The sequence below is a fragment of the Ensifer adhaerens genome (assembly GCF_001270265.1).
GTDB lineage: Bacteria > Pseudomonadota > Alphaproteobacteria > Rhizobiales > Rhizobiaceae > Ensifer > Ensifer adhaerens_B.
Map to the genome: position 1 here is coordinate 94,755 of NZ_LGAP01000022.1, position 16,058 is coordinate 110,812.

A 16,058-nucleotide genomic window follows, 5' to 3' on the forward strand; every position below is an offset into this window, starting at 1 on the left:
TAAGCCGGGCGCTCACTGCGCCGGTCAATTGCATAATGAGGGCCGAGCCTGTAAAGACGCCGCAACTCACAGGAATCTACAGTATGGCTGAAAGTCTCGCCGAGGCGGTCTCCCGCCGCCGCACATTTGCGATCATCGCCCACCCGGACGCGGGTAAGACCACGCTCACCGAAAAGCTGCTGCTGTTCGGCGGCGCCATCCAGCTCGCCGGCGAAGTCAAGGCCAAGAAGGATCGCATCCAGACCCGTTCGGACTGGATGAAGATCGAGCGCGAGCGCGGTATCTCGGTCGTCACCTCGGTGATGACCTTCGAATATGGCGGCAACGTCTTCAACATTCTCGACACGCCCGGCCACGAAGACTTCGCTGACGATACCTACCGCACGCTGACGGCGGTCGATGCCGCGGTCATGGTCATCGATGCGGCAAAGGGTATCGAGCCGCGGACGCTGAAGCTGTTCGAAGTTTGCCGCATGCGCGACATCCCCATCATCACCTTCATCAACAAGATGGACCGCGAGAGCCGCGATCCCTTCGAGATCCTTGATGAGGTCGAGGAAAAGCTGGCGCTCGACTGCGCGCCGGTGACATGGCCGATCGGCCGTTCGAAGACCTTCTGCGGTTCCTACCATCTCGCCGACAACACCGTGCGCGGGTCCGACACGCAGGAAGTGCTGACCAAGGTCAGCGACCCTGAGATGGCGGCCCACCGCCTGCCGGAAAACGAGCGCGACGCCTTCATCGAGGAAACGTCGCTGGCGATCGAGGCCTGCAAGCCGTTCGACAAGAAAGCCTTCCTCGAAGGTCACCTGACGCCGGTCTTCTTCGGCTCGGCCCTGCGCAACTACGGTGTGCGCGACCTGATCAACGCGCTCGGCGAGATCGCTCCGCCGCCGCGCGACCAGGTTGCCGACAGCAGGACGGTGCATGCGACCGACGACAAGATGACGGCCTTCGTCTTCAAGATCCAGGCGAACATGGACCCGAACCACCGCGACCGCATCGCCTTTGCGCGCGTCTGCTCCGGCAAGCTGGAGCGCGGCATGAAGGCGCGGTTGGCGCGCACCGGCAAGCAACTGGGTTTGAGCGCGCCGCAGTTCTTCTTCGCCTCGCAACGCCAGCTGGCCGACACGGCCTATGCCGGTGACGTCGTCGGCATCCCCAACCACGGCACCTTGCGCATCGGCGACACGCTGACGGAAGGCGAACATCTTGTCTTCCAGGGCGTGCCGAACTTCTCGCCGGAAATTCTGCGCCGCGTGCGTCTGGAAGATGCGATGAAGGCCAAGAAGCTCAAGGAAGCGCTGCAGCAGATGGCCGAAGAGGGCGTCGTCCAGCTCTTCTCGCCGGAAGACGGCTCGCCGGCGATCGTCGGCGTCGTCGGCGCGCTGCAGCTCGACGTTCTGAAGGAGCGCCTGCAGGGCGAATATGGCCTGCCGGTTTCCTTCGAAATGTCGCGCTTTTCCGTCTGCCGCTGGATCTCCGCCGACCAGGCTGCTGACCTTGACAAGTTCGTCACCGCCCGGCGCGGCGATATTGCCCGCGATCTCGACGGCGACCCGGTCTTCCTGGCGCAGGACAGCTTCTCGCTGCGCTACGAGGCAGAACGTTATCCGGCGATCAAGATGGTCGCAATCAAGGAATACCACGTCGCCAAGGCGGCGTGAGCGATGATGATATCAGCCGGCGGCGCGCGCCGGCTGACCGTTGGCCGTTCAGAGGGTCGACATGCGCAAAGCCAGCACCAGCTGCGTCACCCTGAGGGTTACGAAGGCATAGATCGCCAAAAGCAGGATCTGCAGCGCCAGATGCCGCCGCACCTTCGACAGCCTGTGCAGACCGTCAACCAGATTGAGCAGGAACAGGGCGATGCCGATCGCGGTGACGATGTAACCCGCCAAGGCAGTGTTCGGCAGCCCCTTGATCTCCAGGCTGCGGCCATTCTCGATCGCATGCATGCCCGCGGCAATCACAACGGTCGCCACCACCAGGTTGCGCACATGGCGAAAGATCTCCTCGAGGCCGCCATTGTCGAACAGCATTCGCCGCGCCAGGCCGAGTTTCGATCGGGTGCCTTCTGTCATCGCTACCTCTTGCTCGCTGCATGATCCTCAAATCCCGGTCGATTTAAAGGCGGAACTATGCGGCAAATTTAAAGAACGGCAGCATCGCGCCCTTGTTGACGTGGGCGCTGCAAGCTGCCGGGAGGCTGCGATAGTATGACCGCTTGCTCCTGCGTCAAAGACTTTCGGTGCGAGCGACATCTTCATGTGCGGCAAAGGCAAAGCGCGGCGCCGATCGGCTGAGCAGCGCCGACGTCGGGCGAATATGCCAGGTCGCGCCGATGGCTTCCTCCAATGCCGCAACGAGCTCGGCCACATCCGCCGCGGCGGTTTCATGCAGCGCCTCCGCGACGATGAGCGCCGAAGTGGTCTGCGCGCGGATCGCCGAATGTCCGCTTTGCCGGTTTGTCCAGCGCCGCGCATGGGCGCGTCCCTCCGCGTCGCGAAAGATCACCTCGTCAGGTTCGGGGTGTTCCGTTTCACCGGAGAAGGTCGTGTAGACCTCGTGTCCGCCCGCGCGGGTTACTTCGAGATCGCCGGAGATGCGGGAAAGGTCGAAGACGGCGATGGGGATGGCAAAGGCGAGCGACACCGCGTTGCAAAGGTCGATCAGCGGGTGGATCGACGGCAGGTCGCCCTCTTTCCTGAAGCGGCGCAGCAAGGCTTCCGATGCGCAGCGGTACTGCGTCGGCTTCAATCCCATCCGGGTGAAGGTCCGGCGCCACGCCTGAATTCCCGCAAGCTCGCCCTCTGAGTTCGCTGCGAGAACATCCCTGGCAATGGCCTGAAACCGGTCCACGGCGTCGGCGACCGAAACATCGCTGCGGATGCGCTCGATATGGAGCGCGCCGGCCGCAAGCTCGGGAAAATCGCGCCAGATGATGTCTGAATGCTGGAAATGCATGGGATGCCTCGAAATGGAAGGGGATGATGACGGCGTCAGATCTGCGGTTGACCGGCAGTCTTGGACCAGAAATGGGGCACGGCAAGACTGAGGACGGCGACAAGCACGCAGCCGATTCCGGCGAGTTGGTTGATGCTGACGGGTTCGCCGAGAAGAACGAATGCCAGCAGCACGGCGGAGACGGGCGCGAGAGCGGTAAAGACCGAGGCTTCCGTTCCGCTCACCCTGGCTGAGCCCGCGTACCAGAGTATGAAGCCGGCAACGGTCGGGATCAGAGCATAATAAAGCACAGCGGCAAGCGAATGCGTTGTGGCGCCGTGTACGGAGGGGGCTTCGAACAGGGCGGGTACGATGGCCACCGCAACGCCCATGCCGGCCATGACGGTGGACAGGGCCAGAGGTGCGATCGGCGTTCGAATGCGCTTGTTGATCAGGATGAACAGCCCTTCGCAGACCACTGCGCCGAAGACGAGCGCAATGCCGAGCGACGAATGGGGCGCACCGTCCTCGGGCCGCAGCACGATGGTCAGAACGCCTGTTGCGGCCAGCCCAATCGCAATCAGGGTCGAGCGGCTGGGCCGTTCCCCGAGCAGCAGGATGGCGATGCCGGCGGAGACCACAGGAAGGGTGCCGATGACGACGCCCGCATCCGTCGCCGAACTGAAGCGCAGCCCGGCAATCAGAAGCACCGTGTAGCCGACGCTGCCGGCGCCTGCCTGCAGCGTCAGGATCAGCCATTCGCGCCGCTCCAGCCGTGGCCAAGGCGTTCGCGTCAGTCGCATCAAGGCGACGAACAGCGGAAAGGCGACCGCGAAGCGCAAGGCGGTTGCGGTAAAGGGCGGCAGGCCGGAAGCGATCAATTTGCTGGCGATCACCGTGCTGCCGACCATGATCATCGCCAGTGAGAGATAGAGGTATCCCTGAATTTTCTCCGTCATGCGGTCACTCCTGCGTTGGCGCGCAAGAGACCTCATCCGGATCTTTCGGTCTTGAACGGAATTGCAGGCGTCAAAGCAGGTCGCGCAAAAGTATGAAGCGGTTTTGCGATAACGACATGCGCGCAAAAACAAGAGCTTAAGGCGCTTCAACCGAATCTGAGAGGTCGCGACGCGCTTTCAGGTTAGTGGAAGGCTTCGGCGTAGGCGCCCGGCGAAATTCCGTACTTGCGCACGAAAATCCGGGTCATGTGGCTCTGGTCGGCAAACCCGCCTTCCGCCGCCGCCTCTGCGAGCGGGACGCCACGCGCGATCAGCCGTCGCGCAAGGTCGATGCGGCGTTGCACGAGGTAGGCATGCGGCGTCAACCCGAAGCTTCTCGAAAAACCCCGCACCACCTGAAACCGGCTGAGGCCTGCCGCCTGAGCAAGGTCGGACAGGGTGACGGCCGCTGTCGGATCGTCGTCGATCAGGCATTGCGCTCTGCGCATCGCAGACGGCACGTGCCCGCCATGCCTTTGCCCGTCATGCGCACGCATAACGTCGGCAAGCAAGGTCAGGACGCACTCTTCGCCGAGCATCCCCGGCGGATTGCCATCGGCGGCGGTGATCGTGTTGAAGAGTGCCTGGAAGTGTTTCGACGTTCGCACATCATGGAAGACGGGGGCGGTGAATTCGGCAATCCGCGTCCTGCCCTGGCTGATATCCTCCATGGCATCGCCGATCACGGAAGGCTCGAAATAGAGCATCCGCCAGGACCGTCCGGCATCGCCGATCGGCGCGCCGTCATGGACCTCGCCGGGGTTGACCGTGATCATGTCGCCGGCGCCTGCTTCGACCATGCCGCGACCGCTCAGCGATTTCTGGGCGCCCTGGTCGATGAGGCCGATGCCGAATTGCTCATGCGTGTGGCGTGCGAAGACGTGCCCCGACGCGGCCTCGACGGCCTCGACGCCACCAATGCGGCAGGGGAATATCGTGAACTGGCCCTTTGCCATTGCCTCGCCTGTTCGGGCACAGGTGGCCCGTCGGATGTCCTTACAACGGTCGCGGCTTTCCGGCCATGGGGTTCGACCTGTAACCGTCTGCCACATCCGCAAGGTCGGTGCGACAAAGGGCGCTCGCATGGGTCGGTGCTTTCGCCCTTCCGGCGTTGCAATCGGTGGCCGCATGCTTAAATTCCGGCGTCGAATGACGATGACGACCGGAGAATTGCCGAATGCTGGACCTGCGCGTTCACTTCCTCGAAGCCGATGGATCACTTGCACCGTGGCGTGAACAAATTCTCGCCGACGTGCAGTCGACGGCCGAGCGTGTCGGTGGCAGCGTTTCCGCAGCCGACGGAGCTATGCCCGTCGACGTCATCGTCGAGCGCCGGCCGGGTGAAACAATCCCTGAGCTTGGGTTGTCGGGGGCCTGCTACCGCCGTGGGCTCGTGACGGTCACGCTGGATCCGGATAACCTCAACTTCGGCACCAGCCTCGCCAGGGGCGAACTGCGAAGGACGCTCACGCACGAACTTCACCACTCCTTCCGCCACGCGACGTGCGGTTATGGTTTCAGATTGGGAGAAGTCTTGGTCACCGAGGGTCTGGCAGACGCCTTCGACGCGGAGATCAACGGTGGCGACGGCAATCCGTGGAACCATGCCATCGCTGCCGAGGATTGGTTGGTGGTGATGGAGCAAGCCGAGCTGGAACTCTGGGCTGACGCTTATAACCACAGCGCCTGGTTCTTCGGTTGGAGCGGCCATGGCAAGCAGCTTCCGCGCTGGGCTGGCTATTCGATCGGCTACCATCTGGTCAAAGCCTACCTGGCGGCGAACCCCGATGCCCGCCCGTCGCAGATGACAGGAACCCCGGCGCCCGAGGTGATCGGCCAAGCCTGGGCGCAGCTGAAAGCCAGGATAACGGCCGCAGCCTAACGGAATCTAATCCCTGTCGTGACCGGGCAGCGCGCCGACGTCGCCGATCCAGGGCAGGGCGGAAGAGCGCCAGATCTGTGATTTCGGCGCAAGCTCGCGGCGCTGGTTGATCGTCCCGAGGCGGATGCCGACCTCCTCGGCATCTTCGTCCGTGCCGGTGGTGTAAATAGGCGAACCGCAATTCGGGCAGAAGAACTGTAGGCGCTTGCGGCCGTTCTCCGCAGTCTTGATGTAAAGTTTTGGCTCGCCGCCGGTCAGCCGGAAATTCTCCCGGGCAGTGCCCGCGGTCACCCGGTAAGCCGATCCCGTCAGTCGTTGGCAATCGGTGCAGTGGCAGACCGAAACATCGTCCGGATCGATGTCCGCCTCATAGGTCACGAAGCCGCAATGGCATTGTCCGTCGATCCGCATGGCACAACCTCCCTGAGAGGCGGTAAAATAGGGCAGTCGGACGCATCCGTCCATCGATGACCCAACATGCTGGGCCGATCGGCGCACACCCTGAAGCGCGTCGCGATCTCTAGGATTCGCTGACTGCGCTTTGAGTGCTTGTTCCTGCGCATGTCGTTATCGCAAAACCGCTACGCACTTTTGCGCGACATGATCTAGGTCCTGACGGCCGGGTGCGCGGTATCGCTGCTAAACGCCGGTAAACAGCCACTCGTGTTCGCGGGCGTTGTGAAATTTCCACACCCGCTTCGGCCCGGCCATGACGTTGAGATAGTAGACGTCGTAGCCGTGAACGGCGGCAACCGGGTGATAGCCCTTCGGCACCAGCGTCACGTCGCCGTCTTCCACCGCCATGGTCTCGTCCAGCGAACGATCGTCGGTATAGACGCGCTGCATGGCAAATCCCTGCGGCGGGTTCAGGCGGTGATAATAGGTCTCTTCCAGGTAGCTCTCGGCCGGCAGATCGTCCTGGTCGTGTTTGTGCGGCGGGTAGGAGGAGGTGTGTCCGCCGGGCGTGATCACTTCGACCACCAGCAGCGATTGGGCCGAGCTGTCGTCCTCCGGCATGATGTTGGTGACATAGCGGGTGTTCGTGCCCTTGCCGCGGGTCATCTGCGGGTGCGTTCCAGGCTTGATCACCTTGGCTTTGAAACCTTCGCCGCCGGGGGCCGAGCAGATCGCGAGATCGAGATCGGTTGTCGCCGTCGCCTGCCAGCGGCTGCCCTTCGGCACGTAGACGGCATAGGGCTGCCCCTCGAACGGCGTCATGCGCTCGCCGAGCTCGCCGAAATCCTCGCCGTCGACGGAAACCTTCGCCTTGCCGGAAACCAGCACAAGGCAGATTTCCTTGTCGCCTGCCTCGCCTTGCGCCGTCTCGCCCGGCTTCAGCCGATTGAGCGCGAAGCCGACATAGGTCCAGCCGGCGCTTTCCGGCGTGACGTTCTGCATCAGGCCGGATTTGGCTTTTGGTTTGACGAGCAGCTTGGACATGTGACGGTCTCCTGAATTTTTCTTGGCGGCCGCACTCGCGGCCTGCCCCTCACCCTAGCCCTCTCCCCGCAGGCGGGGAGAGGGGACTTTGGAGCGTGTTTCTCCCCGCTCTTACCAAGACGGGTTGGACGGTGCGGCATATCCCTTCTCCCCGCAGGCGGGGAGAAGGTGGCGGCAGCCGGATGAGGGGCTGCCGATGATCGATAGGGCGCTTTACTTGTCGAGCCCGGCTTCCTTGGCGAACGCCTTCAGCGACTTCAGTCCCAGCGACTGGTACTCGAAGGGATTGCGCACGGCCGAATCCTGCTCCGCCTCGATCACCAGCCAGCCATCGTAGTTGTGCTCGGCGGCAATTTTCAGGACGGGGAGGAAATCGACGCCGCCTTCGCTGTCGCCCGGAACGGTGAAGACGCCGCGGCGCACGCCTTCGAGGAAGGAAAGGCCTTCGCCCTCGACGACCTTGCGGACAGTGGTGCGCACGTTTTTGCAATGGATATGGCGGACGCGGGGCATGTACTTGTTTGCGACTTCCGCCGGATCGGAACCGCCGAACCACGCATGGCCGGTGTCGAGCAAAAGCTTGGTCGCCGGACCGGTGTTCTGCATCAGCAGGTCGATCTCCTCGCCGGTCTGGACGATCGTGCCCATGTGGTGATGGTAGACGAGATCGATGCCCTGGTCGGCGCAATATTGCGCGATTGCTTCCAGATCGGCGCCGAATTTCTTCCACTGGTCCGCCGGCAGCACCGGCTTGTCGTTGGCGACCGATTTGCTGTCGTCGCCGTGGATGGCGTTCGAGGTCTCGCAGACGATCGCCACCTTGCAGCCATTGTGCTTCAGGAGGTCGAGATGCGGCTGGATCGCCTTCTTCTCTGCCTCGACGTCATGGGTGAGCAGGTTGGTCGAGTGCCAGCCGGAAACGAAGACGAGGTCGTAGGAGGCGAGCTTCGCCTTCAGCGCTTCTGGATCGTTCGGCATCTTGTGGCCCTTCTCGATGCCGTCGAAGCCGATCTTCTGGCAATCGGAGAGGCAATCCTCGAGCGTCAGATGCGCGCCGATCGAATGATCGTCGTCGTTGCTCCAGGCGATCGGGTTGGTTCCGTAGCGGATCATTTTCTTGCCTCCTATAGCATTGTCCGCGCAAGCGGATCGTTCGTTTTGTCTCGTGGATGCAGAACGGGAGGCGCTTGCCCCCTCATCCGGCTGCCGCCACCTTCTCCCCGCCGGCGGGGAGAAGGGATGTGCCGCGCTCTCCGAAGTTCCCTCTCCCCGCAGGCGGGGAGAGGGTTAGGGTGTGAGGGGCATAGATACTAAACGACGCCCGCGCGGATAACGCGGGTGCCGAAAGGGCAATCTCAGCCGAAGCGCTGGGAGAGCAGAGCCTTTTCGTAGCCCTGGCGCGCGTCGTTGACTTCTTTGCGGCCCGAGACCTCGGGCACGGCGACATCCCACCAGTGGCCGCCGGCCTCGGTGGTGATCAGCGGATCGGTATCGATGACGATCACCGTCGTGCGCGGTTCGCTGGCCGTTTCCATGAGCGCCGTTTCGAGCTCAGAAATCGAGCCGACCTTGCGGGTGACCGCACCCATTGCGCCGGCGTGCGCCGCGAAGTCGATTTGCGGCAGCTCGACGTGGTGTGTGTCCTTGAGCAGATTGTTGAAGTTCGCACCGCCGGTTTCCATCTGCAGTCGGTTGATGCAGCCATAACCGGCATTGTCCAAGAGAACGATGGTGATCTTGGCGCCGAGCATGATCGACGAGGCGATCTCTGAATTCAGCATCATGTAGCTGCCGTCGCCGACCATGACGATGACATCGCTGTCGGGACGGGCGAGCTTGGCGCCGAGGCCACCGGCGACTTCATAGCCCATGGTCGAGAAGCCGTATTCCATGTGGTAGCCACCGGGTGTTTCCGCCTGCCAGAGCTTGTGCAACTCGCCGGGCAGCCCGCCTGCAGCGCAGACGAGGACCGTATCTGATCCGCCGCGCGCGCGCTGCACGGCGCCGATCACCTGTGCGTCCGAAGGCAGAGCCGCATTGGTCGTCGCCGTCGCCTTGTCGGCGGCCTTCAGCCACTCCGTCTTGCCGGCCTTGGCCTTGTCGGTCCAGGCGGCATCGACCTTGTGATTGCCGAGCCCGGCGGAAATCCGTTCGAGGCCGACGCGCGCATCGGCGACCAGCGGCAGCCCCTCATGCTTGGCCGCATCGAAGGGTTGGACATTGAGGCCGACGATCTTCAGGCCTTCGTTCTTGAACAGCGACCAGGAGCCGGTGGTGAAGTCCTGCAACCGTGACCCGACGGCGAGCACGACGTCGGCTGCTTCCGCCAGCTGGTTGGAGGCCGACGTGCCGGTGACGCCGACGGAGCCCATGTTGAGCGCATGGCTGTGCGGCAGGGAGGACTTGCCGGCCTGGGTCTCGACGACAGGAATGCCGTGTTTTTCCGCGAACGCCGCAAGCGCCTTGCTGGCCTCCGAATAAAGCACGCCGCCGCCGGCGATGATCACCGGCTTTTTCGCCGCCTTCAACGCCGCGATCGCCGCTGCCAGCTCGTTGGCATCGGGCTCGATGCGGCGCGAAGACCAGACCTTCTCGTCGAAGAAGTTTTCCGGATAGTCATAGGCTTCCGCCTGCACGTCCTGGCAAAGCGAGAGCGTGACCGGGCCGCAATCGGCCGGATCCGTCAGCACCTGCATGGCGCGGCGCAACGCCGGGATGATCTGTTCCGGCCGGGTGATGCGGTCGAAATAGCGCGAAACCGGACGGAAGCAGTCATTGGCCGAGATCGTACCGTCGGCAAAGCCCTCCACCTGCTGCAGCACCGGATCGGGCCGGCGATTGGCAAAGACATCGCCGGGCAGGAACAAGACCGGCAGGCGGTTGACATGGGCAAGGGCTGCCGAGGTCACCATGTTGAGGGCGCCGGGGCCGATCGAGGTGGTGCAGGCCATGAAGCGGCGGCGGAAGCTCGCCTTGGCAAAGGCGATCGCCGCATTGGCCATGCCCTGCTCGTTCTGCGCGCGGTAGGTCGGCAGCGTGTCCTTGATGCCATGCAGTGCTTCGCCGACGCCGGCGACATTGCCGTGGCCGAAGATGGCGAAGACGCCGCCGAAGATCGGCACCTTGTTGCCGTCGATGACAGTCATCTGGCGGGTCAGGAACCGCGCCACGGCCTGTGCCATGGTCAGGCGCACGGTCTTCTGGCTCATACTCTGTTTCCTCCTCGTGGCGAAATCATCCCGTTTCGCCCACTGCATCATTCCTTAGATCGGTATTGGTCCAAGAACCCCGCCGATCCTATGCCGCCTTTGTTTCACCCAGCTGCAGCCAGAGATCCACCAGCGCCTTGAATTTTCCAGCCATGTCGGCGATCGCCTGCTCGTCGGTCATGGTGCCGCCGAGCCAGGCCTTGCTGGCATCGGCAAAGATCGTGCGGCCGACGGCAAAACCCTTCACCGTCTTCGACGTGCGGGCCGCCGCAAAGCCGTCCTTCAGCGCCTCATAGGGTGCTTCGAGGCCGAGCAGCACGACGCCACGGCACAGCGGATCGCGCTTTTCGATGACGGCATCGATCGCCGCCCAGGCGCTTCGGCTTGCCTGCGGCTCCAGCTTCCACCAGTCGGGCTTGAGGCCGGCATCGTAAAGCTCGTTGAGCGCGCGCGGAATGGTCTGGTCATCAAGCTTGCCGTGCTTGCCGGCGATGATCTCGATCAGGATTTCGCGGCCGACCTTGCGCGCCGCGTCGAAGGCCGAGCGCAGCTTGGCAACCTGCGTCGCTTTCATCTCGGCCGGATCATCCGGGTGGTAGAAGGACAGCACCTTGATGCAGTGGTCGACCGGCCAGTCGATCAGGCGGCTGCCGAGATCCTGGCTGAATTCGAACTGCAGCGGCCGCGAGCCCGGAAGCTCGATCGGCTTGCCGATCCAGAAGTCGCGGTGGGCGCCGGCGGCGTAAAGCGCGTCGCGGCCGTACTTGTCGTCGATCAGCATGCCGAAGCCGGAGCGGCCGGCGGCCACTTGTGCGGCAGCCTTGACGGCCAGCACCTTGAAGGCCGGGATGCGGGCAAGCAGTTCGGGGTTGCCGGCAGCCGCATCTTCCAGCTGGCTGCGATGGTCGATCGCCAGCGCCATCAACAGCGGGATCTCGCGGCGACGGGTGGTCGCCCAGTGCACGTGGTTGATCGCCTCGTCCTTGCGCAGCGCCCGTTCCTTGCTGCCCTTCTCCAGGAAGAACTGCAGTTCGGTCCAGGTCGGGATTTCCGGCGCGCAGAGCAGGCGGGAAACGGCAAAGGCGCCGCAGGCGTTCGCCCAGGTGGCGGAGGTCGCGTGTGGTTCGTTCTTCAACCAGCCGCGCAGGAAACCGGACATGAAGGCGTCGCCGGCACCCAGCACGTTGTAGACTTCGATCGGAAAACCCTTGCCGACGATGCCGTCCTCGAGATTGTCGGAGATTGGGCCGTCATAGACGATGCAACCCATCGGGCCGCGCTTCAGGACGATGGTCGCCTGCGACAGCGCCCGGATCGTCTTTAGTGCCTGGAGCAGGTCGCTTTCGCCTGATGCAATCAGAACCTCTTCCTCGGTGCCGACGATCAGGTCGCAATCGGCAAGAACGGTTTTGAGGTGCGCCGACACGCGGTCGGAGGCGATATAGCGGCTTTCGCCGGCGTCATGGCCGGCAAGGCCCCAGAGGTTCGGGCGATAGTCGATGTCGAAGACGATCTTCGCGCCGGTTTCCTTGGCTATCCGCATCGCCTTGCGCTGGGCGGCATCGGTGTTGGGCTTGGAGAAGTGCGTGCCGGAAACCAGGATGGCCCGGGCCGAGCGGATGAAGTCCTCGGAAACGTCGTCTTCGCACAGCGCATTGTCGGCGCAGTTGTCGCGGTAGAACAACAGTGGAAAGGATTTGTCGTTCTCGACGGCGAGGATGGCGAGTGCGGTCAGACGCTCCGGGTCGGTGACGATGCCGCGGGTTTCGACGCCCTCGCGGGTCAATTGCTCACGGATGAAGCGGCCCATCTGCTCGTCGCCGACGCGGGTCAAAAGCGCCGACTTCAGCCCGAGGCGTGCCGTGCCGACCGAGATGTTGCAGGGGCAGCCGCCGACCGATTTGGCAAAGCTCGAAACGTCCTCAAGCCGGGTGCCGATCTGCTGGCCGTAAAGGTCGACCGAGGCCCGGCCTATGGTGATGAGGTCGAGCGGCTTTGCTCCCTGTGACGAAACGTTCTGGCTCACTGCTTCCTCCCCGCGGACGCCTTTGCGGCCCCGACCATTCTCGTTCTGTGGGTGATGCAGGTATGAAACATAAATTCCGGCGTTTCGTCAATATAGAATTTTCATTCTATCCGTTCTATTCCGTCCTGGCCTCGTCGATCAGGCGGCGGCGCTTCTCGGCAATGGCGACCGTCAGCGCCATGGCGAAGGCCATGCTGGCGGAAAGCGAGCGGAAGCCGGCATGGTCCGCCTCGACCAGTTCGAACCAGACCTTGGAGGATTCGGCCAGCGGCGAGAACGCCGAATCGGTCAGCGACACGACCGGCACCTTGCGCTCGGCGAGCAGCCGCGCCTGGGTGGCGCTTTCGGAGGCGTAAGGGGAGAAGCTGACCGCAAACGCGGCGTCGTTCTTGCCGGCCATCGCCAGCATGTCGTCGTCGATGCCGGCGGCCGTGCCGACCAGCTGATACTTCACCTTCAACTTGCCGAAGGCATAGGCCATGTAGCTGGAGATCGGATAGGAGCGGCGCTTGGCGATCAGGTAGATCGTCTCGGCCTTGGCGAGAATATCGACCGCCCGTTCAAAGGCTTCCGGGTCGACCGAGGTTGCGATGTTGTCGAGCGAGCGGTGGGCGGCGGCGACGAAGCCGTTGAAGATCGAGCCGCTCTCGAGCTTGCTGTGATCGTTCTCGCTGAGCGCCTTCAGCCGGTCTTCGTAACCGGGCGTGCGCTCGCGCAGGCGGGCGCGGAAAATCTGCTGCAGGCTGGAGAAGCCCTCGAAGCCGAAGTGCTGGGCAAAGCGCACCAGGGTCGACGGCTGGACGTCGGCCGAGGTGGCAATGCTTGCGGCGGTGCCGAAGGCAATCTCGTCGGGATTGTCGAGCGAATAGGCGGCCACCTGCTTCAGCCGTTTCGGCAGCTGCGCCTTTCGCTCCAGAATAACTGCCTTCAGCGCTTCGAAATCCTGCGGGACCTCCGTCGTCGTTTCAGGCGTCGCCATTCTTGTCCGTCTCCAGTCTGACCGTGTTGCGTTATGACCTCACACTAATCGATTAGTGACCACTGGGATAGAACAGGCATTCCATTTTTTCCTGCCTCTTCCATTCTAGCCTTTCGTCAGCCGATCTGCACCCATTCGTTGGTCTTTGCCGACTGATAGGTGGCCGAGAGCACCTTCTGAACTTCATAGCCCTCGCGGAAATCGGTCGATGGCGATTTGCCCTTGGCGATCGCCTCCAGAAACTCGTTGACCTCGATGGCCTTCAGATCGTTGAAGCCGATCTGGTGTCCGGGTGCCACACAGAAGGCACCATAGGGAGGATGCTCGGGCCCGGCCCAGATGGTGCGGAAGCCGCGGGCGCGGATATCGTCGCCGCTGTAATACACGCGAATCTCGTTCAGGCGTTCCTGCGTGAAGACGATGCTGCCCTTGGAGCCGTAGATTTCGAAATCGTGCTGCATCTTGCGGCCGGTGGCGATCCAGTTTGCCTCGAAGCTGCCGGTCGCGCCGTTTTCGAAGCGCACGAAGGCGCGGGTGATGTCGTCGACCTCGACGGCGCGCATCTCGCTCGCGCCGACTGAGACGGGACGTTGCGGGATCTGGATGATGGTTTCGGCGAGCACCGATTTGATCGGCCCGACGAGATGACGCATGGAGGCGATGATGTGGCTGCCGATATCGGCAAGCGCGCCGCCGCCGCTCGCCGGGTTCAGCCGCCAGCCCCACGGCACGGAGGCATCGGCCATGAAGTCTTCGGCATGGACGCCACGCATCGAGCGGATCTCGCCGATCTCGCCGCTTTCGATGATGTCCTTGGCGAGGAAGATCAGCGGGTTCTTCAGGTAGTTGAAACCGACCTGGGTGACGACGCCGGCCTTCTCGGCGGCGGCGACCATTTCGGCGCAGTCGGCGACCGTCGGTGCCAGCGGCTTTTCACAGTAGACATGCTTGCCATGGGCGATGGCCGCCAGCGCCATTTCCTTGTGCAGCAGGTTCGGCGTGGTGATGTCGATGATGTCGATGTCCGGGTCGGTCAAAAGTTCGCGCCAGTCGGCCGTCGCCTTGCGAAAGCCGAGGCGCCGGCGGGCGTTTTCCGCGCTTTCGGTGGTGACATCGGCAACCGAAACCAGGTCCAGCTCGAAGGGCAGGTCGAACACCCGCGCGGCGATGGTGAAGCCGAGCGCATGCGCCTTGCCCATGAAGCCCGTGCCGATCAGGCCGACGCCCAGTTTCTTCTTGCTGCTCATGCCATTCCTCCGGGGTCAACGACCTGTGTCGTGGCGCAGAATGAAATGAAATGTGCAAGATTTGTCAATATGGAATATTTGTTCGAAAACGCATTGAGGCTCCACGGAGGCGCCTTGGCTGATGTTTCGGTCGAAACAGCCGGATCGAGTGTCCGGAGATAGTATGACTGCAGAGCTTGGACGAATTTGTTAACGCATTTTTACCATGTTTCGTCGGAACATCCCTCATGGTTAACGAATCGCGTCCGTATGAACAGGGCGAAGCCGGAGTGATTTCAGTATGTGCCGCTGGGCAGCCTATCGCGGGGAGCCGCTCTATCTCGAGGAACTGGTGACCTCTCCGGCGCACTCGCTGATCGAGCAGTCCCATTGCGCCACCCGCGCGAAGACGGCGACCAACGGCGACGGCTTCGGCATTGCCTGGTACGGCGATCACCCCGAACCCGGGCGCTACCGCGACATTCTCCCCGCTTGGTCCGACTGCAACCTGAAGAGCATCGCCCGGCAGATCCGCTCGCCGCTGTTCCTTGCCCATGTGCGCGCCGCGACCGGCGGCGGCACGCGGCGCGACAACTGTCATCCCTTCGTCTTCGGCCGCTGGTCGTTCATGCACAACGGCCAGATCGGCGATTTCGAGCATTTGCGCCGGCCGATGGAGAGCATGCTCGACAACGACCTCTATTCGGCGCGCACCGGCACGACGGATTCCGAACTCCTGTTCCTGCTCGCCATGCAGTTTGGCCTCGACCACAATCCGCTCGGCGCGATTGCCGAGGCGCTGGCCTTCGTCGAACAATTGGCATCGCATCTGGAGCGCCAGGTGCTGGTGCGCTTTACCGCCGCCTTTTCCGACGGTCATGATCTCTATGCCGTGCGCTATGCCTCCGACTGGAAGGCGCCGACGCTCTATGCGGCGCCCATGGGCCCGAGCGGCGGCTACTGTCTTGTCTCCGAACCGCTCAACGACGACGACAGCGCCTGGGTCGAAATCCCTGACGGCACGGCGGTGATCGTCGGCGAAAACGGCGTCGACGTTCGACTGTTCTCAACGCAGGGCGCGCCGGTGCGGAAGCATCGTTCGGCCTGAGGTGTTGCTTTCCGTGTGTCGCGTCAACGCTGCCGCGTAGGTGGGGGCGCTGCCCCTCATCCGGCTGCCGCCACCTTTGTAACTTCCCTATCACCGCATTCGCAGGTGTAATGGACAATGCGGTAGCGGGCGAAAGACCGAAGCACCTTTGGGACAGCAAGCCCGTGGGAGAGCTTGGGTCCTCGCCCGCCGTTCCATCGAACCCGAACAGTCGCCAGGGCCGCTTGCGCAAGCGAAGCCCGAT

General features: G+C 63.1%; 14 protein-coding genes. 3 read left to right on the forward strand and 11 right to left on the reverse strand.

Annotated features, from left to right (window positions below; all coding sequences use genetic code 11):
- Positions 1-83 precede the first annotated feature (83 nt).
- The gene (locus AC244_RS25025) at positions 84-1,667 is read left to right on the forward strand and encodes a peptide chain release factor 3 (RefSeq protein WP_053251530.1); all 1,584 of its coding nucleotides are present in this window, start codon (positions 84-86) and stop codon (positions 1,665-1,667) included.
- Positions 1,668-1,715: 48 nt separating this feature from the next.
- On the opposite strand, the gene AC244_RS25030 is transcribed toward AC244_RS25025, so the two are convergent.
- The 4 genes from AC244_RS25030 to AC244_RS25045 all read right to left on the reverse strand — a co-directional run bounded on the left by AC244_RS25030 (position 1,716) and on the right by AC244_RS25045 (position 4,900).
- Positions 1,716-2,084, reverse strand: a complete 369-nt coding sequence (locus AC244_RS25030; RefSeq protein ID WP_053251531.1) for a hypothetical protein — start codon at positions 2,082-2,084, stop codon at positions 1,716-1,718.
- Between the two features lie 154 nt (positions 2,085-2,238).
- Entirely contained in the window at positions 2,239-2,967 is a 729-nt protein-coding gene (locus tag AC244_RS25035; protein WP_053251532.1) for a B3/4 domain-containing protein, read from the reverse strand.
- A gap of 35 nt (positions 2,968-3,002) precedes the next feature.
- Positions 3,003-3,905, reverse strand: coding sequence for a DMT family transporter (locus tag AC244_RS25040; protein WP_053251533.1), 903 nt, complete (start codon positions 3,903-3,905; stop codon positions 3,003-3,005).
- A gap of 182 nt (positions 3,906-4,087) precedes the next feature.
- Positions 4,088-4,900, reverse strand: a complete 813-nt coding sequence (locus AC244_RS25045) for an AraC family transcriptional regulator (RefSeq protein ID WP_053251534.1) — start codon at positions 4,898-4,900, stop codon at positions 4,088-4,090.
- Between the two features lie 221 nt (positions 4,901-5,121).
- Here AC244_RS25045 and AC244_RS25050 point away from each other — a divergent pair, with 221 nt between their 5' ends.
- Positions 5,122-5,826 (forward strand): DUF2268 domain-containing putative Zn-dependent protease, encoded by a 705-nt coding sequence (locus AC244_RS25050; protein ID WP_053251535.1) that lies wholly within the window; start codon positions 5,122-5,124, stop codon positions 5,824-5,826.
- A 6-nt stretch (positions 5,827-5,832) separates the two neighbouring features.
- On the opposite strand, the gene AC244_RS25055 is transcribed toward AC244_RS25050, so the two are convergent.
- The 7 genes from AC244_RS25055 to AC244_RS25085 form a co-directional block, all read right to left on the reverse strand.
- Positions 5,833-6,237, reverse strand: coding sequence for a GFA family protein (locus AC244_RS25055; protein ID WP_053251536.1), 405 nt, complete (start codon positions 6,235-6,237; stop codon positions 5,833-5,835).
- A 228-nt stretch (positions 6,238-6,465) separates the two neighbouring features.
- Complete coding sequence (gene iolB / locus AC244_RS25060) at positions 6,466-7,266, reverse strand: 5-deoxy-glucuronate isomerase (RefSeq protein WP_053251537.1); 801 nt, start codon at positions 7,264-7,266, stop codon at positions 6,466-6,468.
- Positions 7,267-7,479: 213 nt separating this feature from the next.
- On the reverse strand, positions 7,480-8,379 hold the full coding sequence (iolE, locus tag AC244_RS25065; protein WP_053251538.1) for a myo-inosose-2 dehydratase: 900 nt from the start codon (positions 8,377-8,379) through the stop codon (positions 7,480-7,482).
- A gap of 242 nt (positions 8,380-8,621) precedes the next feature.
- Complete coding sequence (iolD, locus tag AC244_RS25070) at positions 8,622-10,475, reverse strand: 3D-(3,5/4)-trihydroxycyclohexane-1,2-dione acylhydrolase (decyclizing) (protein WP_053251539.1); 1,854 nt, start codon at positions 10,473-10,475, stop codon at positions 8,622-8,624.
- An 88-nt stretch (positions 10,476-10,563) separates the two neighbouring features.
- Positions 10,564-12,501 (reverse strand): bifunctional 5-dehydro-2-deoxygluconokinase/5-dehydro-2-deoxyphosphogluconate aldolase, encoded by a 1,938-nt coding sequence (locus AC244_RS25075; protein ID WP_053251540.1) that lies wholly within the window; start codon positions 12,499-12,501, stop codon positions 10,564-10,566.
- A 115-nt stretch (positions 12,502-12,616) separates the two neighbouring features.
- Complete coding sequence (locus AC244_RS25080; RefSeq protein ID WP_053251541.1) at positions 12,617-13,480, reverse strand: MurR/RpiR family transcriptional regulator; 864 nt, start codon at positions 13,478-13,480, stop codon at positions 12,617-12,619.
- A 116-nt stretch (positions 13,481-13,596) separates the two neighbouring features.
- Positions 13,597-14,727, reverse strand: a complete 1,131-nt coding sequence (locus AC244_RS25085; RefSeq protein WP_053251542.1) for a Gfo/Idh/MocA family protein — start codon at positions 14,725-14,727, stop codon at positions 13,597-13,599.
- 280 nt (positions 14,728-15,007) lie between these two features.
- Between AC244_RS25085 and AC244_RS25090 the strand changes: the two genes are divergently transcribed.
- Positions 15,008-15,814 carry a class II glutamine amidotransferase gene (locus AC244_RS25090; RefSeq protein WP_053251543.1) on the forward strand — a complete coding sequence of 269 codons (807 nt, stop codon included), beginning with the start codon at positions 15,008-15,010 and terminating at the stop codon, positions 15,812-15,814.
- Positions 15,815-16,058 lie beyond the last annotated feature (244 nt).